Origin of the sequence: Flectobacillus sp. (assembly GCF_049240685.1) — a bacterium.
Lineage (GTDB): Bacteria > Bacteroidota > Bacteroidia > Cytophagales > Spirosomataceae > Flectobacillus.
In genome coordinates, this window is sequence record NZ_JBMLSD010000047.1 from 3,066 (window position 1) to 26,580 (window position 23,515).

Annotated in this window: 16 protein-coding genes; 8 read left to right on the forward strand and 8 right to left on the reverse strand. The window is 38.5% G+C overall.

The annotated features are described in order from the left end of the window. Positions 1–460 precede the first annotated feature (460 nt). The 8 genes from ACOVQ4_RS02200 to ACOVQ4_RS02235 form a co-directional block, all read right to left on the reverse strand. The gene (locus tag ACOVQ4_RS02200) at positions 461–3,598 is read right to left on the reverse strand and encodes an efflux RND transporter permease subunit (protein WP_421819029.1); all 3,138 of its coding nucleotides are present in this window, start codon (positions 3,596–3,598) and stop codon (positions 461–463) included. Positions 3,599–3,906: 308 nt separating this feature from the next. Further along, on the reverse strand, positions 3,907–5,040 hold the full coding sequence (locus ACOVQ4_RS02205; RefSeq protein ID WP_421819030.1) for an efflux RND transporter periplasmic adaptor subunit: 1,134 nt from the start codon (positions 5,038–5,040) through the stop codon (positions 3,907–3,909). 54 nt (positions 5,041–5,094) lie between these two features. Next, a complete protein-coding gene (locus ACOVQ4_RS02210; RefSeq protein ID WP_421819031.1) occupies positions 5,095–6,489 on the reverse strand; it encodes a TolC family protein in 1,395 nt (464 codons plus the stop codon). A 266-nt stretch (positions 6,490–6,755) separates the two neighbouring features. Then, positions 6,756–7,445: a M15 family metallopeptidase gene (locus ACOVQ4_RS02215; protein WP_421819032.1), complete on the reverse strand. Its 690-nt coding sequence runs from the start codon at positions 7,443–7,445 to the stop codon at positions 6,756–6,758. Between the two features lie 60 nt (positions 7,446–7,505). Beyond that, entirely contained in the window at positions 7,506–8,201 is a 696-nt protein-coding gene (locus ACOVQ4_RS02220) for an ABC transporter ATP-binding protein (protein WP_421819033.1), read from the reverse strand. 18 nt (positions 8,202–8,219) lie between these two features. After that, the gene (locus ACOVQ4_RS02225) at positions 8,220–9,560 is read right to left on the reverse strand and encodes a DUF3526 domain-containing protein (RefSeq protein WP_421819034.1); all 1,341 of its coding nucleotides are present in this window, start codon (positions 9,558–9,560) and stop codon (positions 8,220–8,222) included. Between the two features lie 27 nt (positions 9,561–9,587). Beyond that, the gene (locus ACOVQ4_RS02230; RefSeq protein ID WP_421819035.1) at positions 9,588–11,033 is read right to left on the reverse strand and encodes an ABC transporter permease; all 1,446 of its coding nucleotides are present in this window, start codon (positions 11,031–11,033) and stop codon (positions 9,588–9,590) included. A 56-nt stretch (positions 11,034–11,089) separates the two neighbouring features. Continuing rightward, entirely contained in the window at positions 11,090–13,591 is a 2,502-nt protein-coding gene (locus ACOVQ4_RS02235; protein ID WP_421819036.1) for a TonB-dependent siderophore receptor, read from the reverse strand. A 250-nt stretch (positions 13,592–13,841) separates the two neighbouring features. Between ACOVQ4_RS02235 and ACOVQ4_RS02240 the strand changes: the two genes are divergently transcribed. The 8 genes from ACOVQ4_RS02240 to ACOVQ4_RS02275 all read left to right on the forward strand — a co-directional run bounded on the left by ACOVQ4_RS02240 (position 13,842) and on the right by ACOVQ4_RS02275 (position 23,377). Further along, positions 13,842–14,957 (forward strand): Fic family protein, encoded by a 1,116-nt coding sequence (locus tag ACOVQ4_RS02240; protein ID WP_421819037.1) that lies wholly within the window; start codon positions 13,842–13,844, stop codon positions 14,955–14,957. Between the two features lie 637 nt (positions 14,958–15,594). Beyond that, the gene (locus tag ACOVQ4_RS02245) at positions 15,595–18,048 is read left to right on the forward strand and encodes a TonB-dependent receptor (protein ID WP_421819038.1); all 2,454 of its coding nucleotides are present in this window, start codon (positions 15,595–15,597) and stop codon (positions 18,046–18,048) included. A 64-nt stretch (positions 18,049–18,112) separates the two neighbouring features. Next, positions 18,113–19,291: an MFS transporter gene (locus tag ACOVQ4_RS02250; protein WP_421819039.1), complete on the forward strand. Its 1,179-nt coding sequence runs from the start codon at positions 18,113–18,115 to the stop codon at positions 19,289–19,291. Positions 19,292–19,388: 97 nt separating this feature from the next. Beyond that, positions 19,389–20,399, forward strand: a complete 1,011-nt coding sequence (locus ACOVQ4_RS02255; protein ID WP_421819040.1) for a sugar phosphate isomerase/epimerase family protein — start codon at positions 19,389–19,391, stop codon at positions 20,397–20,399. An 80-nt stretch (positions 20,400–20,479) separates the two neighbouring features. After that, positions 20,480–20,851, forward strand: a complete 372-nt coding sequence (locus ACOVQ4_RS02260; protein ID WP_122930799.1) for a C-glycoside deglycosidase beta subunit domain-containing protein — start codon at positions 20,480–20,482, stop codon at positions 20,849–20,851. A 64-nt stretch (positions 20,852–20,915) separates the two neighbouring features. Beyond that, positions 20,916–21,890, forward strand: a complete 975-nt coding sequence (locus ACOVQ4_RS02265; protein WP_421819041.1) for a sugar phosphate isomerase/epimerase family protein — start codon at positions 20,916–20,918, stop codon at positions 21,888–21,890. Positions 21,891–21,931: 41 nt separating this feature from the next. Further along, on the forward strand, positions 21,932–22,900 hold the full coding sequence (locus tag ACOVQ4_RS02270) for a sugar phosphate isomerase/epimerase family protein (protein ID WP_421819042.1): 969 nt from the start codon (positions 21,932–21,934) through the stop codon (positions 22,898–22,900). An 81-nt stretch (positions 22,901–22,981) separates the two neighbouring features. Continuing rightward, positions 22,982–23,377, forward strand: a complete 396-nt coding sequence (locus ACOVQ4_RS02275; RefSeq protein ID WP_421819043.1) for a C-glycoside deglycosidase beta subunit domain-containing protein — start codon at positions 22,982–22,984, stop codon at positions 23,375–23,377. Positions 23,378–23,515: the final 138 nt, after the last annotated feature.

The window sequence follows — 23,515 nt, forward strand, 5'->3', positions numbered from 1 at the left end:
AAGATTTGAAGATTTGAAGATTTGAAGATTTGAAGATTTGAAGATTTGAAGATTTGAAGATTTTTAAAAATAGATAAATAGCAAGTTAGTTAAAAAATGTAGCTTACAATAAATTATTGATAATTAGGCTAATACAAAATCAGGATATTGTGCATTTTCAAATCTTCAAATTGCCTAATTTTCAAATCCCCAAAATCATATAATTTTAAGATTGGGATAATGCTCTAAGTTTTTAACAAAAAAGCGGTCAAAAATAACTTTTCGACCGCTTTTTGATGTTATAATGCTAGATTTTACATGGCTTGATACGCAATCATTGCGTATCAAGTGCTAAAATAAAAATTTTAACACCATTATTCATTCAATCATTAAATGGTGGATGACTCATGTTTATGAACTAAAGCATAGGAAGCTTGTGCATTTTCAAATCTTCAAATTACCAAATCTTCAAATTTAAAAACTACGCTTTTGTGTGTTTTTTACGGTTAGCGATTTTCTCGATAACTACGAATAAAACAGGCACAATGAAGATTGCTAATGAAGTAGCTGATAACATACCTCCAAATACGGTCCAACCAATGGTTTTACGAGATTCTGCTGCGGCACCACTTGCAAATGCCAATGGTAATACCCCTAGGATAAAGGCTAGCGATGTCATAATAATTGGACGCAAACGTAGTTGAACAGCTTCTAGCGTGGCAGAAACAAGCTCCATGCCATGGTCTACACGTTCTTTAGCAAATTCTACAATCAAAATGGCGTTTTTGGCCGCAAGACCAATCAAGGTAATCAAACCAATTTGTGCGTAGATATTGTTTGAAAGGTTTGGTAAAAGGGTCAATGTCAAAATTGAACCAAATGCACCAACTGGTACAGCAAAAAGTACCGAGAATGGAATCGACCAACTTTCATACAGGGCTGCCAAAAATAAGAACACAAAGACAATCGAAATAGCAAAGATGAGTACTGTGCTATCTCCCGCTTTAATTTCTTCACGGCTCATACCAGAGAATTCATACGAATAACCCACTGGTAATGTTCTGGCTGCAACTTCTTCCAAAGCTTTAATGGCTTGCCCACTACTAAAACCAGGTTTTGGTGTTCCGTTGATTTCGATAGCACGATACACGTTGTAGTGAGATATCAAGGCAGCATTTTCGATAACTTTAGCGTTTACCAAAGTCTTCAAAGGAACCATGTTGCCCGCAGAGTTCCGTACATAATACTGTTGGATTTTGTCCAAAGAAGAACGGAAACTACTATCTGCTTGTACCATTACACGGAAGTTACGACCATATAAGGTAAAATCGTTTACATACGAACTACCCAATAGCGTAGAAAGCGTACTGAATATATCATTAATATTGACCCCTTGCTTTTTGGCTTGGTCACGGTTTACATCTATCTGATAACCAGGAGTTCTAGCACTAAAGAAAGTGTATGCCATACCAATTTCTGGGCGTTTATTTACTTCTGCTAAGAACGTACGAGCTACTTTTTCAAACTGCTGAATATTGTCAGGGCTTGTCGTTTGTTGTAGTTCAAAAGTAAAACCAGCCGTTTGACCCAAACCCGGAATAGCAGGAGGGGCAATTGGTAAAATACGAGCTTCTTTGATATCAGAAGTGATTTTTTTGATATTATCAATCACACTTTGCACATGATGTTCTTTTCCTTTACGGTCTGACCAAGGCTTTAGGTTTACGAAAAAAGTACCAACGTTTGATTTGTTTGAGAAACTTACAATGTTCAAACCAGCAATACCACCCACCACACGAACTTCAGGAATACGCTCCAAACGACTCATGATATTTTGGAACATTTCTACGTTACGAGCCGTTGAAGTTGCTTCAGGCATTTCGTAAGTTACATACATACGACCCTCATCTTCTGTTGGAATAAAGCCTGTTGGTTTATTTTTGAATAAGAAGAAAAGACCTACAAACAAACAAGCCATCATAACTAATACCAATGGAGTCGCTTTAATCCATTTGGCAACGCCACGAGTGTAAGCAAAAGAGAGTTTTTCAAAACGATTGTTAAACCATTTGAAAAATCTGTCTAACAAGCCTGTTCGCTCGCTATCGCTAGGAGTTGGTTTGAGCATAATCGTACACAACGCTGGCGTCAAAGACAAGGCCACAAATGCAGAAAGAATTACAGACACTGCAATAGTAATGGCAAATTGCTGATACAAACGACCTACAATACCCGGTACAAAACTTACTGGAACGAATACCGCCGCCAAAATCAAAGCAATAGCGATTACAGGACCAGAAATTTCTTTCATGGCTTTTTGCGTTGCTTCTTTTGGCGTTAAACCATGTTCATCCATATTATGCTGAACGGCTTCTACTACTACAATAGCGTCATCCACAACGATACCGATCGCTAATACGAAAGCAAACAAGGTCAAGGTATTGATGGTAAATCCAAATGGAATGAACAAGATAAATGTCCCAATTAAGGATACAGGAATCGCCAAAATAGGAATCAAAGTAGCTCTCCAACTTTGTAAGAACAAGAATACTACGATAATTACCAAAATCAAGGCTTCCACCAAGGTATGAACTACCTCTTCGATAGATACTTTTACGACTGAAGCAGATTCTAATGGCACTACATAATCAAGGTCTTTCGGGAAAGTCTTTTTCATTTCTGCCAAAGCTTTCGTTACGCCTTCATACGTTTCCAATGTATTTCCGCCTGGTGCCAAATAAATAATCACAAAGGCCGCTGGACGTTTTCCTACAAAGGCATTTACACCGTAGTCAAAACGACCTAATTCTACACGAGCAACATCTTTGAGATATACGATACTTCCAATAGTTGGAGAGCTTCTTACAACAATATCTTCAAATTGCTCTTTGGTATTCAAACGGCTGTTTGTCAATACACTATATTCAAATGCTTGATTCTGTGGTTGTGGGTTACCACCAATTACCCCAGCTGCCACTTGTAAGTTTTGTTCTGCCAAAGCTGCCGAAACATCCGATGGTGTCATGCGTAGAGCCGCCAATTTTTCAGGATCCAACCAGATACGCATACCAAAGTCATCGGCACGAGAAACAATATCACCTACACCTTTAACACGTTGTAAGGCATCTTTCAAATAGATATTGGCATAGTTACCAATAAATTTTGCATCGTGTGTACCATTTGGCGAATACAATGCCAAGGCCATCATGATACTTGGGTTACGTTTACGAACCGTCAAGCCCAAACGTTTTACTGCATCTGGAAGTGTTGGTTGTGCTACTGATACACGGTTTTGTACATCTAGCGCAGCAATGTTAACGTCGGTACCAATATCGAAAGTTACGTTGATACTACTCTGACCGCTACTGGTACTATTGGATGACATATAACTCATGCCAGGCGTACCGTTAATTTGGGTTTCGATAGGAGTAGTGGTGGTTTGTTCTACCGTTTGAGCATCTGCCCCCGTGAATATACCCGATACAGTAACGGTAGGAGGGGTAATATCAGGATATTGGGAAACAGGCAGTGTCGCCATAGCAATAGCTCCCACAATTACAATCACAATGGATGTAACGATGGCAGTTATGGGGCGTTTTATAAAAACATCAGCTATCATAAGTAACAGATTTGTTGAATAGCTATGGGTGATTTTAAGTAGGAGTGCTGAATTGTGAGTGCTGAATTATGAGTGTAATTTTTTGATTACTAATGCTTTATCTTATTAATTTCTTCAGCTAAATTTTGCACGATTACTTAGATAAATAAAAAGGCTATTGTGCGGGTAATGGATGGCTTAATTTTATTACCAGTACAAAATATTTTTATTCAAAAACACCAATAGCAGAGATACTTAAAAAATATCTATAAATAATTTGGGATGAGTGATGTAATATCAATCTCATCGATTCAGATTCTGCTCAAAAATTATTTTTTAGCAGGAGCGGCAGGAGCAGGTGCTTCTGTAGTGAATACAGAACCTTCTCTGAGGTTTTGAATACCTTCCACGATAATTTTTTCGCCAGAATTCAAACCTTTTTTCACAATAACTTTTTTGCCAATTGTTGTTCCAAGCTCTACACGGCGTTGTGTTGCTTTACTGCTATCACCAGGAACATAAACAAAGAATTCGCCTAGTTGCTCAGAGATAGCTTTGGAAGGAATCACAACTGCAGCATTACTTTTGGTCAAAACTCGCACGGTTCCTGTCATGCCCGCACGAAGGATATTTTGAGGATTTGGAAAAATCAAACGAGTTTTAATCGTTCCAGTTTGAGCATCAACTGCACGGTCTAAAAGCGCGATTTTACCATTGTATGGGTATTTTTCGCCATTAAATGCTAAAGTAAAAGTTGAGTCAGAAGCAGAAGTTTTTTGTTGAAGCATTTTTGAGAATTTAAAAATCTCTTTTTGGTCTACATTAAAATCAACTGCCAACTGGCGGTCTGTCGAAACGGTATTCATAATCGTCTGACCTGCTGTTACTGCTGTACCTTTTTTTACCAAAGAAATACCAATAGTTCCATCGAATGGTGCAAAAATTTTGGTATATCTCACATTCGTTTGAACACTACGAATATTTGCTTTCGATGCGTCTACTTGTCTTTGTGCTGCTTCCAAAGCGGCATCAGCATTGTCGACTAGTTGTTTGGCTACGGCATCGTTTTTGGCTAACTCATGATAACGATTAGCGTCTTTTTGAGCTTTTCCTAAATTAGCTTCCTGTACTTTCAGATTGGCAACTGCTTGGTCGTAGTTTGCTTCATACAATTGAGTATCAATAGTATACAACAATTGGCCTTTTCTAACACGAGCACCATCAGCAAAATGAACTCCAGAAACATAGCCACTTACTTGAGGTCGAAGTTCTACCATATCCAGCGCATTTACTGTGGCAGGATATTCATCAAAAAACGCTGCGTCAGTCGTTTCAACTGGCTCGATGCTCACCGAAACTGGTGGGGGAGTTAGTGCAGCTGAATCAGTTTTTTTTCCGCCACAAGCACTGAGTAAAATAATACCCATCATCGCGGCAAAAGTGTTTGTTTTATGCATTAACATAGGATTCAATGTTTATTAGATAATCGGACAAGTCCGATGCGAATATTTTTAATACTAGTAATTTAGTTGACCGAGTGCTTTTTGCACATCTATTTTGCTCGAAAGAACCAAATACAAAGTATTGTAGTAATTGATTCGTGCTGAGCGTAAATCTGTTTCAGCAGTAATTACCTCCAAATACGTTTTGATACCCGAACGGTACTGCATTTGCACCAAATCATACACCTCTTTGGCTAGCTCCATATTTTCTTTTTGAGAAAGAAAAACGCCCAAGTTGCTTTTATAGGTGGCCAAAGCCTGTTGGTATTCGTTGTTGACTGTATTCTTCAGATTTACGATATCCAAATTCAAACGCTTGATTTGCCACTCAGCAGTATTGGTATTAATCTTACGTTTTCCACCTTGAAAAATAGGCAAAGCTAAAGTCAAGTTAGCGAAGGAGTTGGGATAATTTCTATTATATAAATCTCCTAAATTGTTGTTTAAAAAGTTGAGATTATAGGCGCCATTCAAAGATACACTTGGGAGATATGCCCATTTGCTATAATTCAAATCTGCTTCTCTCAAGCGTTTCAGGGTTTGTAATTGCTGATACTCAATTCTATTTTGTACCTCTACCTTTTGCGCAGTATCTAGGGCAATTTCATTCTCCATCTGAGTGGGTTCGTAGGCAATTTCCAAAGGCTTATCGACTGGGTAACCCATCAAAGATTTAAGTGCTTGTAATCTTGCTTTCAACAATTCTTCGTTACTTGCCTTCGTTGCCATGGTGTTATTCAAGGTAATGGTAACACGTTTGTAGTCGATTTTGTCGGCTGTACCTGCGTCGTAGTTACTTTTGGCATCTTTCAAGCTCTTTTTCAAACGAATAATGTCGCCTTCTGCAACACTAATTTGTTGTTTGGTCGAAAGAACTGCGTAAAATGCTTTTGCTACATTGGCTGCAACAGTAATTTTATTGTTGGTAACACTTTGTGAAGCTTGTTGACGAACATCGTTTTGAGAACGATTTGCCAATAATAAATCACGATTAAAAATACTTTGTGTCAAACTAAACTGGGCTGCCGAGGTATTATCTACGCCTAGTTTTACAGGATTTCCCCCAATAATATTTGTTTGAACAATAAAGTTGTGTTGTAAATTGTAGTTAAAATTAATCTGAGGATACCAATCTGCGAGTTTACTCTTGATGGTATTTTCAACAACTCGCTGGTCTATAACCGATTGTTGGATTAAGGGTTGATGTTTTAGTGCATATTGAATCACATTATCGAGTGTGGCGTTGTCCAAAGTTGGAGTTTCTGCCGCAAGATTCTCTGCACTAGTACCCTGAATAGCAGTGGTGTTCTGCGTGGTTTGGGAAAATGTTTTGCCTGACCAACCGAGTAAACTCAGTGCTGTAAGAAACAGCGTCGGCCACATTTTTCCTTTGTGAAGCCTAGTACTCATGAATTTAAGTTTTAGTAATTGATTATTTGTATTGCTGAGGTACAACGTATTTGAACAACGTCGACCAAGTTTGTTTCGTTCCGATTTTAAAATCGTTTTCGATAAAAAGGTCAATATTGTTGACTATTGTGCTAAAATACCCGATGAACAACCTGAAAGGGTATGATAAATAAATGATACTTGAGTTTAATCATTGCCTAATACATTTTGTAATAAAAAAGGAAGAGTATTAAATACTCTTCCTACTAAAATCAGGCCAAATGTTATTATTCGAAGGTTTTGAAGGGCAAATCCAAGATTTCGAAATTTGTACTACTTTTATAATTAAAATGCCACCATTCCATAGGGTCAACTACAAATCCATGCCTTTTCATTACATCTTTTAATAGCTCTCTATTTTGCTTTGCTTCGTCCGAAACCAAGGGGAATTCAGGATGTGAAGCATATACTAAAGCGTCGAACGGGGTGGGCATTTTGAGCTCTTTTCCTGTTTTGAGATTCACTAAAGTCAAATCTAGGGCAATGCCTTTATTGTGTTTACTACCCGTCCAAGGCAAACCCATATATAAGGTATCAGGGAGCATTTCAAACATCTGAACGGTAACAGAGTAGGGTCGATAGGCATCGTAAATTTTGAGGGATAAGCCTTTCGATTTTAGTTCTTCCTGAACTTTTGCTAGCGCTTTGGCTACTGGCAGTCGAACGTAGGCGCTAGCTTCAGGATAGAGTTTTTTGTAAAAAATATTTTGTAAAGTAGCATATTTGATGTCCAGTTTGATACTTGGAACATATTTTTTTAACAATACCAAAGCCTTATCTCCATCTTCTTGTACTGTTTTTAGGTAAGCTTCTTTAGTTTTGATTATGAGAAGTTTGTTGGTACTCTGGGCATGGGTAGAATTGACGATGTTAAGGTATAAGCTACTGTAAATGATTATGTTAATGATTTTTTTCATGAAAATTGTACGTAAAAGTAGGTCAAGATAAATATGTTCATCCTGACCTTTTATTAAAATTTATACCGTTTGCAGATACAATTGTTCCAATTCGTTGGCAGAAATAGAAGAGGCTTCTATCACAGACACCAAGTTCCCTTCTTTCATAATACCAATGCGGTGTGCCACTTCTTTCGCTCTAAAAATATCGTGTGTTGCCATTAAGATAGCGGTACCGTTTTTTGAGAGTTCTTTGAGTATTTCCGAAAATTCATTGGACGCCTTTGGGTCAAGTCCGCTGGTGGGTTCGTCGAGCAAAAGTACTTTAGCTTTTTTTGCAATGGCAATAGCTATGCCCACTTTTTGTCGCATTCCTTTTGAATATCCTCCTACACGATTATGATGTGCAATGGCTTGTAAACCAGCTTTTTCTAACAAATTTTCTAATTCTTTTTCTGAATAGTTAAATCCTGCTAGTGAGGAGAAAAAGGCAAGGTTTTCGACACCCGAAAGGTTAGGATAGAGCATCACCGTTTCGGGAATATAAGCAAGATGCTTTTTAGTTTCTGTAGGATTTTGTGCGACCACAATACCATCAATGACAGCAGCGCCTGCACTGGGTTTGATAAATCCTAGAAAACAATTGATTGTTGTGGTTTTTCCAGCGCCATTTTGTCCCAACAAGGCAAAAATTTCTCCTGCTTGAATGGTTAAATTGAGTTTATTGAGAGCGGTGTAATCACCGTATTGTTTCGTTAAGTTATGAGCAGTAAGCATAATCAAAAGGATTGAATGTTAGAAAATCAGATTTTTCATGGCTTTCCAGAAACAAAGCGATGAAATCAATAGCATCGGAAAAATGGCTGTAAACCACTCAATAAGGGCTGTATCCTCAAATGATATAAGTTTGAATTGTTGCCAGTTTTCTTGATTGACAGGTATTTCTGCAAATATTTTTGGATAAAAATACAACCGCTTTTGCTCATGGAAATCCTCTAAAGCTTTCCAAAAGTTCAAGTGATTCTGCATGCCTGTTTGACTTAATTGATTGAAAGACAGTTGAGTATTGATGCTTGGAACTACCCACCCAATCATTTCAACAAGACGTTCTCTCTGCTGAAGTTTTTCTTTGAGTTGCTGGGAAGATACCAGGGATTCGTCATCTGCCATTTGCTGGGCTGCATAATACCACAGCCAACTGTAGTCATATCCTTGTGGATGTTTGTATTTTCTAAACTGCGGATAATGCTGGTAAAATTTTTCAATCGTTGGTTCTTTGGCTTTATCCCATTTAGAGTGATAGGCCTCTCGACTATCTAAGGTGGTTTTGAATGCTTCGGGTACGGGATAAATAGCCGTTACGGTAGCATTGACACTAGCAGGGATAATAATGGTCAACATTACCCAAGTGATTAGTAAAATGAGCGCATTTTGACTTGAACCCTTTTGCCAAGAAACTACTAACCAAGTTATGCTAAACCAAAAAGTTATATATAGAATAGCCACCAAACAAAAGGCTATGAAAGGGAGGTCAAAAGCAATGGAAAGATAAAATTTGGCGATGATTAGTAGGGAAAAAAGTACCGTTAAAATACTGAAATAGCGAATAACAAGTTTCCAGAGTAATACATTTTTAGGTTTTTGGGCTTGTGTTAAAAGCAAACTCCAAGTGCCTTCTTCTTTTTCCTCTGAGATAATATTGAAACAAAAAGCGATAATTATCAGGGGAAAAAAATAGAGTAATACAAAGCTAAAATCCAAGTTCCCCAACAACTGATACATGGGGTTCATGAGGTCGGTTGTGTATTTTTGCTCCTCTAGATTTCGAATCGTAACGCTGATAATTGAGGGATTTATATCTCTTTGACCAATAGATAGTCCAGCCAAATTAGGCGTGTGATTGACTAAGCCAAAACGGAGATAGTACAATAGCAATCCCATTTCTTTATTGACATTTTGTACATATCTATCAATATTTTCTTGTTGATAATCCGCTGTTTTTTCTATTATTTGGGCGTTTTTTTCTAAAAATTGTTTGCCGATATTAAGACTTATTAGCCCTGAAATAAATAATAGTAAAAGCCCCAACATTAAGCCTTTCGAACGCACAAAGTTCTTGAATAATAGAGTTTTCATAAGTTGCTTGTAGTTTTTGTGGTGCTTTTAGGCTTTAAATTTTCTTTCTTGATTTTTTATCAAAAAAAACAGTCCAAAAAGCCATATTGCCATAGCCAGAAATGAATAAACTTCGCTTTTCAAGACTGTTTCCAGACTTAAAAAACGGTATTCAAAATCTGGAAAAGAAGCCCAGTATTTTTGACTGATGCTATAATTTTTTTCGGTTGGTTTGCGCTTTTGATTACTGATTAGCTTGATTTGAAGCTGATTCATGTGTTGCGCAAGCTGGTAGCGGTAGGCTTCTGTTTGCTTCTGAAAATCTTGATAATTGGCATAATCTGTACCTGAAAGACCCATTGATATGTTTTTGATAGCCATGAAAGGATTGATAATCGCCGTTTTTCTAACAATATCTTGTTGTTGTTCGTAGGACTGAACCAGTTGCTTTTGATGGCGATTGAATACTTCAGCACTCAAGCGTTCACCTTCCTGCATAACCACGCCTCCATAATTAAAGGGTAACTTGTGGGTAGAATCCACACCATAAGCTTTGAGCAAGGAGTCCTTCAGAGCCGAAAAGTGGGGGTCGTTGGGATTATGACTATCACCAAGCTTGATTAATTCGGCTTCGATGGCGGTATCAAATTCTATTTTTGAGGGAGAATGATATATGTTTTGTCCAACTACCTGTGATATTTTGGGTAAAACCAAAGTAAAAACCAACCAGAAACCAATCAATTGTGTTAAAGCAGCTTTGGATGATTGACTTTTTGCTGAAATAAAAATGGTTAATAGGCACACGATTCCGATAAAAATCAGATAACTGAATACCAGTAAAGCCCATCTTACTATTGGTTCAAAGCCTATGTGCTTATCCAGACTCATGACCAATAGTGTTGAGCTAACTACTAATATAGGAAGTAAAACCGTCAGAGATAAGATAAACAATCCCAAGGTTTTGCCCCAAATAAGTTCTTGCCAACTGATAGCTTGCGTCAAAAGAATCTTCAAAGTTCCGTTTTCTCGCTCTTTGGCAATCAAATCAAATCCCCAGAAAATGAGTAGGAGAGGAATTAAAAGTTGGAGAATCAAGGCACAGGAAAGTTCTCCAAAACGTAATAAGCCACTTGTAAAACTGGCTTCTGAAAAATTTACCGTATTTTGTCGGTGTGCTTCCAGAAATACAGCATTTCCCAAATAGCTGTCCATCCCAAAGTCAAAAAAACTTAAAGGATAATTTTCCCGAAAAGCTACATAGCCATAATGAGCCATTCGGTGTGGGTGTTTGTCAGGGCTTTTTTCCCAACCCTCACGAACTTTAGTGTGGTAATGCTCTGTGTTTTCGTGGTGGTTTTCCATGGTAAAATATCCCGTAAAAACCGAAAATAGGAGCAAAGTATTAAATAACACTATCAACACTATTGTACTGCGAGACTTGATGGTGTCTTGCCAGACCTGTTTTGCTAGTATTTTTAGAATCCAAAATCTCATATCATCATATCGTTTATAGAAAAACAGAGACGTTGCTAGCAACGTCTCTGAGAAAATTAGAATTTGTACGTCATCGTTAGCATCAAATTGCGAGGAGCTCCCGGAAACAAACGTGTGTAGTTTTGAGCGCCCAACCAATAAGTAGTATCAAAAAGATTATTGACATTGAGAGCAATCTGAACATTACTTTTGCTTGGCGTGTAGTAAAAAGCTGCATCAAAAGTGGTAAATGCTGGCACTTCAAAGCCACGAGTAAACCAAGGAATTTTGCTTCCTTGATACTGTACACCAAAGCCAATTCCTAAATCAGTTAGACTCGATTGGGCATCAAAATTGTAGCGAGTCCACAGGTTTGCACTATTTTTCGGCGTATTTTCCTTGCGCTGTCCAATCAAATTAGCGTCTCTATCCATAACGATGACTGCGTCGATGTAACTGTAGGAAGCATTTACCTGCCAATTGGGTAAAATGAACCCTGCGATATCCATTTCAAAACCTCTACTTCGGTCGGCACCACGTTGTACCAACAAATCTGGATTGTTTGGGTCGTTGGCATTCATCAAAATATTTTTCTGATTGATTTCATAAATTGCTGTATTTACTGTAAATCTTCCTCCTAAAATGGTAGCTTTAGCTCCTATTTCTTTCAAATCACTTTCCAATGGCTTAAACATCGCCGCGGATTGGGCTGTCCAAAAATAGTTGCCTGTACTTGGCATCAACGTGACGGTATTGGATTGTGGCTGGTATCCTTTCAAATAAGTTCCGTAAATATTAATAGCCTTGTTTACTTCGTAAGTCAAGCCAATACGAGGAATAAGTGCTGTGTTTTTGAAAGAAGCTTCGTTTGGCGCTTTGTAATTGGTAATATCTTCAAACCATTCATTTCTTAAACTCAACAAAGCTGACCATTTTCCCAATTTGATTTGTTCCTGAATATAAATCGCCTCTGTTGTTGTCATCGCCGAAGGAATGGCCGTGCGCACATTGAGGGTGTAGTCATTAAGATTTCTGACGGTATAGCTTGGGTTGTTGAGGTCAAAATAACTTACATTTGGACGTGGCAACGTTTTACCATTGTAGGTAATCGTTTGATAATTAGCTGCATTAGCTACTGAAAAACTACTTGCAACACTGCCATCTTTCAATAAAAATCCTCTTGCCGCATTTTGTCCGCCACCTTTAATTTTGTGCCAAAACTGCCCATCGTAGCCCACCAACAGTTTATGACTGGTTTTACCTACATCAAAATTGGCGTTCAAATACAAGTTGATATTATCGGTACTCCATGATTGTTTACGTTGGATAAACTGCATTCCTACTAAGCTACTCACTTGTGCACCAGTAATATCTGTCGCAAAGGCATTGGTGGTGCGGTGTTCTTGCAAATCTTCCAACCAGTTTTGCTTCATATAGGACGCATTGAAAATCAAATTCTTCGTGAATTTATGCGAAAGATTTCCCATCAAAATCAGGTCTTTTGATGAAAAGAAATCACCCGAAGCACTCAAACTTGTACTAATAGGAGTACTGTTCAAATTGGTTACGCCTGCTACTGCTCCAAAAATCGGTTGGCCTCGGTCGAGCGTTCCATTGAGGTTGCTGTAAATCAATTCGGCATTAATAGCAGTTTTGTCATTTGGCAAATACGTAAAAGAAGGAGAAATCAAAACAGCCTTATTATTGACCAAATCACGATAAGACTTGGCATCTTGATAAGCGCCATTTAGTCGATACAGAAGCGTTTTTGACTCATTGAGTGGGCCTGTAAAATCAAAAGTTCCACGAACCGTACTAAAGCTTCCTGCACTCAAACTCACCTCATGGCGTTCTTGTGCCAAGGGTTTTTTAGTCACCATATTGATACTTCCACCTGGGTCAACACTCGAAAAGGTAACCGAAGCAGGTCCTTTCAGTACTTCTACACGCTCGATGTTGGTGGTAAGAGGTTGCAAAAAATAATACTGTCGTGTGCGCATCCCATTGATGATTTGCCCTTCTTCATTTTGACTAATACCACGAATGTTATACTGATTATAAAAACTCGAAGGAATCACGCCACTGGCAATCTTAACGGCATCTGCTAATTGAAATGCCTGACGGTCGGCCATGAGCTCTTTGGTTACGGTACTCATCGCCTGAGGTAATTCTTTATTCTTAATTGCAATTTTTGTCGCCGAAAAACTATATTCACTATTATAGTCTTTTTGGGTTCGACCCAATACTTCTACTGCTTGAAGCTCGGTATTGTCATTGTGCAATACAAATAGGATTGTTGTTGAGGCTGTATTCAGCTCAACTTTTTGGCTTAACGTTTTGTAGCCGATAGAGCTAATACTGATTTGTGCTGTGCTAAAATCTAATTGTTCGATTGTAAAAGTGCCATCATTGTTGGTAATAGTAGATTTAGTTTGTTTAGCAGATTTGAGCTTTATGCTCGCATGTGGAATAGCTTGTTGATTTTCGTCGATTACTTTTCCTTTTATTGAATTTTGGGCAAAAGCAGTCAGGCTCAATAGCAATGCAACTGCCACTGAGAGTATTTTTTTAGAGTACATGGAAAAAAGTATAAAGTTTAAGTTGAGAAAATGGAAAGTTTTACTCAAAAGCAAAATTTCGTATTTGCAATATTGTTGCAAATATAGAATAGGAATTTTTGTCTTAAAAATTTTTCACCTTGAAATGTCTATCCATTGCTCTTTTTAGGTGTTTTGCGGTAAATAATGAGTATATTCACTGTAATAATTGCGGTGAAAATTGCAGTTGCGATAAATAATGAATATATTCACAGTATAAAATGCGGTGAATATGTATATCTATCAACTCTTAAAATGGCCTAATTTTACTTGGGATACTGAGGTAATCACTCCTTTATTGGCATCAGTGCGCTACAAACAGGGGAAACTAACAGGTAGAATGATGGGCTTAGGTTTTTCTTTACAAGAAGAAGCCGAGCTCAAAACGCTTACCGAAGACGTACTCAAAACCAGTGAAATAGAAGGGGAGTTTTTGAATCCAGAACAAGTTCGCTCTTCGGTTGCACGTAAATTAGGCTTGGATATTGGGAGTTCTTTGCCTTCCGACCGCCATGTGGATGGAGTAGTCGAAATGCTCTTGGATGCGACTAAACATTTTTCACAATCCCTAAGTGATGAACGATTATTTGGCTGGCATGCTGCTTTATTCCCAACAGGTAGAAGTGGTATGTTCAAAATCACTGTGGGCGATTGGCGTACTGCTCAAGAAGGTCCTATGCAGGTAGTGTCAGGCGCTATGGGAAGAGAAATCGTACATTTTGAAGCACCCATCGCCGAAAAAGTGCCAGACGAAATGAAGGTATTTTTGGCATGGTTCAATGAAAATCAATCTTATGATTTAATCTTAAAGGCGGGAATAGCCCATTTGTGGTTTGTAACGATTCACCCTTTTGATGATGGCAACGGCCGAATCGCTCGTGCCTTGACAGATTTATTATTAGCTCGCTCCGACGCAAGTTCACAGCGTTTTTATAGTATGTCAGCTCAAATTCAAAAAGAGCGAAAGACGTATTATACCATGCTCGAAAGAACTCAAAAGGGCGATTTAGATATTACAGATTGGCTATTTTGGTTTTTGTCTTGTTTAGAAAGAGCCCTTATCGAAGCCGAGCAAACTTTAGATTCTGTATTAAAAAAAGCCCGCTACTGGAGCTATTTTTCTACCAAAATACTCAACGAGCGTCAGCATTTTATGCTAAATAAATTGATGGATAGTTTTGAGGGAAAACTAAATACTTCAAAATGGGCTAAAATGACCAAAGTTTCGAATGATACGGCTTTGAGAGATATTCAAAATCTAGAAATTCAACAGGTATTGGTAAGAGAAGACGCAGGCGGACGAAGCACGCATTATCAATTGATTGATTTAAAAAAGATAGATTTTTAGACGTAAGTATTAAGTAAATTCTTGAGGCAACAGGTAATTCACAAAGAGTTTTGAAAAGTTTTAACATGCTTTTGTCCAAGACCCACCACCAAAAGCCTCCAGACTTAATTATTAAATTTAATTTGTTTGCTTTAAGCTATAGGTATTCGGCAAAAACATATCTGTAGTTACTAAAAAACCATTTTAAAACTCTTTGCTTATTGCCTAATTCGCACAATTATTATTCAATCATTTTTACGTATACTCAAAAGAGTTATTAAATAAGATATCCTTTCGAACTACGTAAAGATACCTATGCTCAGAAGTAATGAAACTTGATATAAGAGAAGAATCTTTTGAGCATCTCCTTCATTTTTTCCTAAATCATAAAATGTGGAATAATCAATCTTTTCAATATGGTTGATTACAAATAAGGCTTCCAATATGATTTTTTAACTATATTTTATTGATTATAAAATGACAATGGATTGATTTTGCCAGTTAATTGAATCATTTTGATAAAAAATTGTACCCTTCCTATATTAATTTTGTTTAACAAATTATTGCAATTGTTCAATAAAAAAAGCCAACTCTACTGCGAATAGAATTGGCTTGAAGCGATTTTTAAATTTACTAAATTTTAAAAACAATCAAATGTATGAAGAAAAATTCTATTTTTAGTGAATTCCTGAAGAAATTGGTACTAACTATTAGTACGATTTTGTTAACAAATTCATTGATTTGGGCTCAAACAATTAGTGGAACGGTTAAATCTGATCAAGGAATCAAACTTTTAGGTGTTACTGTTGTAATCAAAGGCACAACCAAAGGAACAACAACCGATAAAGACGGAAAATATGTGATTGAAGCACGCAAAAACCAAACGCTTATTTTCTCTTTTGTAGGCTACGAATTACAAGAAGTAGCTGTTGGCGATAAAAAGCAATTAGATATTACCTTAAAAGAAGCAACCGAAAGCCTCGAAGAAGTAGTCGTAACGGCAGAAAATCGTTCGGTTTCGGCTCAAAAAGTTCCAATTACATTGGATTTGGTCACGGGTAAGACCATCCAAAAACAAGGTGTTACAGACTTAGTTCAATTGCAGGCAATTGCTCCTAGTTTAAATATTATAACTAATACCATTTTCAATCAAATCAACGTGCGTGGTGTGGGAAGTAATCAAGGCGCTGCCGAACTTTCTGACCAAGCCGTTACAGTCGGAATTGATGGTGAATATATCAACAGACCCGTAGCCCTAAATGCGGCCTTGTTTGACCTCGACCGTGTTGAGGTTTTGAAAGGACCACAAGGTACGCTCTATGGACGAAACGCTACCGCTGGAGCAGTAAATATCATTGCTAAAAAACCTACCCAAACTCGCGAAGCTGATTTGGGGCTAAGTTATGGAAACTACAATTCTTTGAAACTGAATGGAATGGTGAATCTCCCTTTAGGAAAAATTGCAGCAGTACGTGCGGCGGGTATTTTAAACAAGCACGATGGCTACCGTGAAAGTAGCGGTACAGGGGCATTTAATGGCAGAATTGATAATGGCAATATGTGGGCAGCTCGTTTGGGCTTAAGCGTAAATCCAATAAAAGCATTGTCAATTTATGTAGCTGGGGAACTTAGCAAAGTTGACCAACAAGCACCGTCTCAGTATGGTGTTCCGATGGGGAATCTTACCGAATTAAAAGATAAAGAACCCATTTCTTGGACTACCACCCTACCAAATGATTACCCCGTTGCAACAGCAGGATTTATGAAAATAGACCAGTCGGCTATCAGAGGAAAAATCGCCTACGATTTTGGCAAAGCAATTTTAAGCTATACCGCAGGTTATCGTAAAGTAGCTATGACTGGCTATCAGCCTCTTAATGGCTATGTACCAGAAACCAATAGTTTTCATAACGATATTGCATCATCAACGCAAAGCCATGAACTAAGATTAAATGGCGAAACAGCTAAATTGAGCTGGCAGGTGGGAGGTTTTTATGGTGATGAAGACCAAAATACCGCTCGTGGGCTATTATTGGTTTCGGCAGCAGGGGCATTTGGTGGACAAGTTCCTTTTCTAAACTTCTTCATCAGAGATGTAAATTCAAAAACATCGGCCATTTTTGGGCAAGCCACTTACAATGTCAATGAGAAATTGGGCTTAACGTTTGGTATCAGAAATACTTCTGACAAAAAGGTTTTAGGCGGGGGAAACTTGGCATCAGCCCCTTTTGGTCCACCTTCTATTATTCGATTTTTCTACCCAAATGTGCCTACTTCTGCTACTCAAGCAGGTATGAAACCGTTTGAGGGAATCCCGACCGAAGGCAGTTGGAACAGAACTACTTGGTTGGCTGGACTAGAGTACAAAGTGGATGCCAATAAGCTGTTGTTTGCAAAAGTAAGTACAGGCTATAAAGCAGGAGGTTTCGATAACTTGGGTCAGTATAATCCAGAAAGTTTGACGGCATACGAAATTGGGTCTAAAAATAAGTTTGCGAATAACAAATTACGTTTGAATGCCTCGGCTTTTTATTATGATTACAAAGACCAACAAGTGACCATTTTTATTTCGACTGCCATCGGTGGCGCTATCCAAAATGCGGGTGTTAGTACCGTAAAAGGTTTAGAAATAGATGGAGAATATGTGGCAACGAGAGCCGATAGATTTAGATTTTCTGTAAACTTTTTGGATGCGAAATACGATGACCTAAAAACTGTAGCTAATAGAGTGGGAGCAGCAGTAATTGAAAGAAATCTTGCGGGAAATGTAGCGCCTATGGCACCTAAATGGACCCTCACGGCAGGCTATAACCACGATTTCAAAATAGGAAAAGGCATTTTAAACGCAGGTATTCAAACTTTGTTTAAGTCGGATTATTATACCACTGCCTTCAACTATGCTATGGATAAGCAAAAGGCTTATACAAAAACAGACATCAACTTGACTTACACAACCCAAGGAGGAAAGTTTGATATAGGCGTATTTGCCCAAAATATCGAGGATAATAGAATCATAACATTTTCAGGTTTTAATGGGGGTAACATCAACACTTACAACTGGATTTTTGGTTCGCCAAGATTAATTGGGGCTCAGTTGAACCTCCATTTATAAACTGCATTGGAGGAGAGAACGCCTCTCCTCCAATGTTTACTAAGCTTTAATTTAACTTACCATTATGCCAAACTCGCAAACCCGCATCGCTGGAATTCCGCAAGGAATAATTATTACGCTCATTAGTATTTTGCCCATGATGGCAGTTATCACACTAATGCCCGTAGTACCAACATTAAGGAATAATTTCAAGGATATTCCACACATAGACATACTTGCCCCTTTTGTGATTTCGGCACCAGGCTTGTGTGTGGCTTTATTTGCACCTTATGCGGGCTATTTAGCTGACAAGTTGGGCAGACGCAAACTTTTACTTATTTTTTCGTTTTTGTACGGCATCGGAGGTGTAATCCCTTTTTTTGTAGAAAGTTTTACACTCCTGATTATTGGTCGCTTGATTTTGGGTATAGGAGAAGCATTTATTCTTACGGTTGCTAATATTTTATTAGGGGATTATTTTGAAGAAAGCAAAAGAAATACATGGCTGATGATACAAAGTATTATTGGCCCAGTCTTTGGTTTTTTTGTCATTACGGGTAGTGGCTATTTGGCAACAATCGGCTGGCAATATCCTTTCTTGCTGTATGCTATTACCTTGCTGATTCCGATAGGTTCATACTTTTTCATTTTTGAGCCTACGCAAAAAGCTGCTTCGGCTGTGGACAAATTGCAGAAAACGCCTGATATACTATCAAGACCCTTGATTATCAAGGTATTCGTTACCACATTCATCGCCTCGGTTTTGTATTATGTTTATACCTTACATTTTTCGTTGGCATTAGATAAAATCGGTTTGACCGACCCGCAAGAAGTAGGAAAAATCACAGCGGTTGCCAGTTTGATGCTTCCGATAGGGGCGGTACTTTTCAAAATTTTTGGAAAGAAAAATAGCAAAATACAATTTGGAATGATGTTTACTTTAATTGGCTTGGGCTTGATTGGGGTAGGTATTTTCAGAACGCTTCCCTTCATTATGGCGAGTGCTGTAGTACAACAAATCGGTTGTGGGATGTCGATTCCTGTACTGATTGCTTTTGGATTAAGGTCTATTCCTTTGCCATTCAGAGGGCGTGGCATGGGCATTTGGGGAAGTGGTTTTTTCTTGGGCTTGTCGCTGTCGCCTTTTATTGTTGGCATGGTTAGCAACCTCTTTGGTGGAATTTTGAATGCCTTTTTGCTTTTCGGTATTATTTGTCTTGTGATGGTTGTCTTCAATTTTATGATGAAAGAAGAACAAGCATAAATGTAGTATTGTGAATGCTGTAGGTGTTTGAAAATGAAGAATATTTTACCACTCATTCACTTAGTTGTACAAGGATACTTTTATAAAAATAGTTTAGATGACGAATCAAATCAAACGTGCTGTAAGCCTCTACAGCTACCAGGAAGAATATTTCCTAAAAAAAATGAGCCTTGAAGATTGCATCGCTGCGGCTGCGGCTACGGGTGCAACAGGAATTGAAATTGTAGGCGAACAAAGTGTGCCAGGTTGTCCGAAAATTCCATCAGAAGCATTCATTGAGCAATGGTTTGGGTGGATGGATAAGTACAAGGTTACGCCTGTTGCCCACGATATGTTTTTAGATTATAACAAGAAAAAAGGTCATTACTGGTCGGACGAAGAAGCGGTAGCCTCTTTCAAAAAAGACATACTTTTTGCCAAAGCTTTGGGGTTCAAAATCATTCGTGTGATTGTGAATACTACGCCGCAGATTATTGAAAAAGTATTACCTTTTGCCGAAGACCACGACATCAAATTGGGCATCGAGGTACACGCACCTTGGAATATCAATAGTGCATGGATGTTACGCCACTGGGAAGTGATGGAACGCACAGGTACAAAACACTTTGGCTTTATTCCTGATATGGGTGGTTTTACCCAACGCCTGCCTCGTGTGCAAGTAGAGCGAATGATTCGCAACGGAGCCGACCCCGAAATAGCCAAATACGTTTGCGAACAACACGAAAAAGGCGTAATGGCAGAATATACGGTTTATGAAGTATCTAAGATGAGTAATAGACGTATAGATATGGCCGTAGCAGAGCTTTCACGCCATACACCTTTTGTCAATCCGCTCAGTTTAGTGCCGCATATCGACAGAATTATACATATTCATGGCAAATGTTTAGAGATGTTGGAAGATTACACAGAGTACAGTATTCCCTACAATGAAGTAGTTGCCGTATTACAAAAACATGGCTACAATGGCTACATCGCTACCGAATACGAAGGCAATCGCCATATCCAAGATATTTATGAGGTCGATAGCGTAGAACAAGTACGCAGACACCAAGAAATGTTGAAGCATTTGGGATGTGGGATTTCGGATTTCGGATTTGAGCCAATGTGAAAATAAAAATAGTATTTACAAGATTTCGGTGTGGATAACGTAAAATCCCCAATCCCAAATCATAAATCCAAAATAGAATTATGTACGAAAAATATATGATTGTGCCAGAAAGGGCAAAAAAGACCGAAAAAGGCTTTGAAATAGGAGCAAGATTGCCTTATTACAGAGGCGTTTCGCTTTCGATGGTCGAAGAAATAGAAGTTTCTTTAGATGGCGAAACTTTGCCCCAAAGCGATGTAGCTATCACGGTTCATGGCAATACCTATAACCTTGAGCAACGAGAAAATGAAACGGATGACCGCTGGGAAATGGGCGAAGTAGCGACCCTTTCGGTGGCTAAAGCAGGTGATTTGTCCGCAGGTGAACACACCATTGGACTAAAAATCAACCTCCGAATTGGCTATATGCCTTTTCCGAGTATCAGAGTTTTCGAGAAGAAAGTAAATTTTTGATGCGATGATTTGAAAATTTGAATTTCATCACTTCAGCTTCTCAAATCCTTTATACATAAAGAAAATGAAAATAGGAATAAGCCTCGATATGGTGAATGTGCATCACCAAGAACCCAACCGTAATCGCTACGAAAGCAAGTATTATTGGGATGAGCTATACCCCATGATAGCCACAGCAGGTTTTAGGGCTGTTGAGATTCCGTTTGACCCCTTCTGGATTTTCAGAGGTGGCTCGGGTGTGCCTTTTACCAAGTATTGTATCGAAGTAAAATTTGAAACAGTTGCCAAATTTGTGGCTCATTTACAAGCAAACGGCATCGAAAAAGTGGCTGGGATTCATTTCAATCCTACCATTTTTATGCGTAACGAAAACCTTGATTTTTACTTTGGGGCTTCTGGCTACTTCGGAGGGGAAGCCATCCGTTATGCCGCCGAATTGGGTTGCGACTACATAGCCATTACTCCCACGCCGCCTTATGGTTTGGTACAGCATTATCATGGCAAAAACCCAACTTGGGAAGGCGATTTTATGAACCGTACCATTCAGTTAATCAATGGTTTTGCTAAAGTTGCTCAAGAGAAAGGCATCAAAATTTCGCTTAGAAATGAGTATTGGAGTGTGCTTCGTAGCCAAGATTACCAAACGTTTCTGTCGCAATTAGATGATTCAATTCATTTTAATATTGATTCGGCAAATTTGAGTATTGCAGGTCAAAATTCAACTGAATTATTGAAAAATAATGCCAGTAAAATTGGTTCAATTTATCTAACCGACACAGCATTTATGGATGATAATGAAACCTGGAAAACACCTTTGCCCGAATATCCACAACACCGTGCTACGCAGGTTTTTAAAGATATAGGTTTAGGAAAGGTTGATTTGAGCGGATTCTGTCAAACGCTCAAAGAAATCAATTATGATGGCTGGGCAATCGTGAGTAATCGCCAAACCCGTGAACCCATGCGTGCTTTGCTGAGAAGCAGAAAAACGATTTCGGATTTGGCGGGGGTCGCCTTCGACATTGAGATTTCGGAATAAAACATAAAAGAAAAATTTTATTAATGATAAAAAAGAAAAATATGGAACAAATCCAAAAGTCGAGTGCGACCCCAGCGAAATCCGAAATCCCAAATATCAAATATTCTCACATGAACCACTGGAAAAACATTCCTTACCAAAGGATTGACAATTTCCGTGAGTTTTATTACGAAGACAAAACCAATTCGGCCTATTATACCGACTGGGACAGAATCCTTCGTTACCAAAAATCCTTGGGATTCAATGGAATAGAGCTTGCTCCGTGGGATTTTCCAGAAATGTTACCTCTTTTTGGTTCTCCCCAAGCCTTCAAAGATTTTGCAGCCGAGCGTGGCGTTGAAGTAAGTGGAATGTTTCATTTGATTGACAAACCCTACGACCGAACGCACCATAAACAAACGCTTGAAGAAAGTAAAAAAGCCGTGGATTTGTTGGTTGAATTTGGTGGTACTCAGCTAAATTCTGCCCCAATAAACAATTATTATGGGGTAGGGCCTTTGAGTCGTGACCAAATCAAAGCATCGGCCGAAATCATCACAGAAGTGGGCAAATACGCCACTGACAAGGGCGTACAAATTGGGATTCATAACGAGTTTTTCTTGGCAATCAACAAAGACAACCACCGTGAATACCTCGAACTCACCGACCCACGCTATGTGCATTATTGCCTCGACACGGCACAAGTAGCTTTACTGGGCGAAGATATACTGGAATTTTATGATACCTACCACGACCGTATCTGTACGTTCCACTTGAAAGATACCGCTACGCCCGCTTTACCCGATGACATACGCTACAGTCGAGACATCGAAATTGTGGACGATGGCACACGTTGGTTTTGGGAACCTGGCGAAGGTGTACTCGATTTCAAAGGTTTGTATCAATTACTCAAAAAGCATCAATTCAAAGGTTGGGTAACTGTCGAAACCGACGGCACACCCGACTTGCTGGCTTCGATGGCACTATCGAGGTATTATATTGATAATCAACTAAGTGAAATTTATAACTAATGCTTTAAGCTGTAAGCATTAGGCTATAAGCTAAATTAACGAAGCCTATCGCATACAGCTTATTGCTTAAAGCAAATTATTATGGGTCCTTTAGACAAATATATTTTAAGAGAAGATGCCTTAGAAGCCACCGAAAATGGCTTTCAGCTCAAATTTCAGTCGCATTGGTATAGAGCCTTGCCTCTTTCTTGTATGGATTTTAGCCTAAAAATAAACGGGCAAGAAATCGACAAAAGCCAATTGAACATCAAGGTAAACGGCAACGAATATACCTATGAGCAACTCCCCGAACTGGACAAAGAATGGCTCTTTATCCTCGACAGAGGAGCTTTAGCCGTAGCCCAGCCATTAGAAAAAGGAGAAACGTATCAGGTAGAATTCAAATACGACCTTTATATCCCTTACATTTTGGTAGGGCCACAAGGTAATCCATTAATGGCAAGTAGTTTAGTACAGAAAAATTTGGTATGTCAGTAGAAGTTTATGGATAAAAACCAGCAAGCATCATCTCAAATAGTTCCTCAATTTTAATGGGAATATTGCATGTTAAAGGCTATGTACATTCAATTTTTGAATAGCCTTTGCTTTTGCCAAACGAACAATATGTTCGACGGT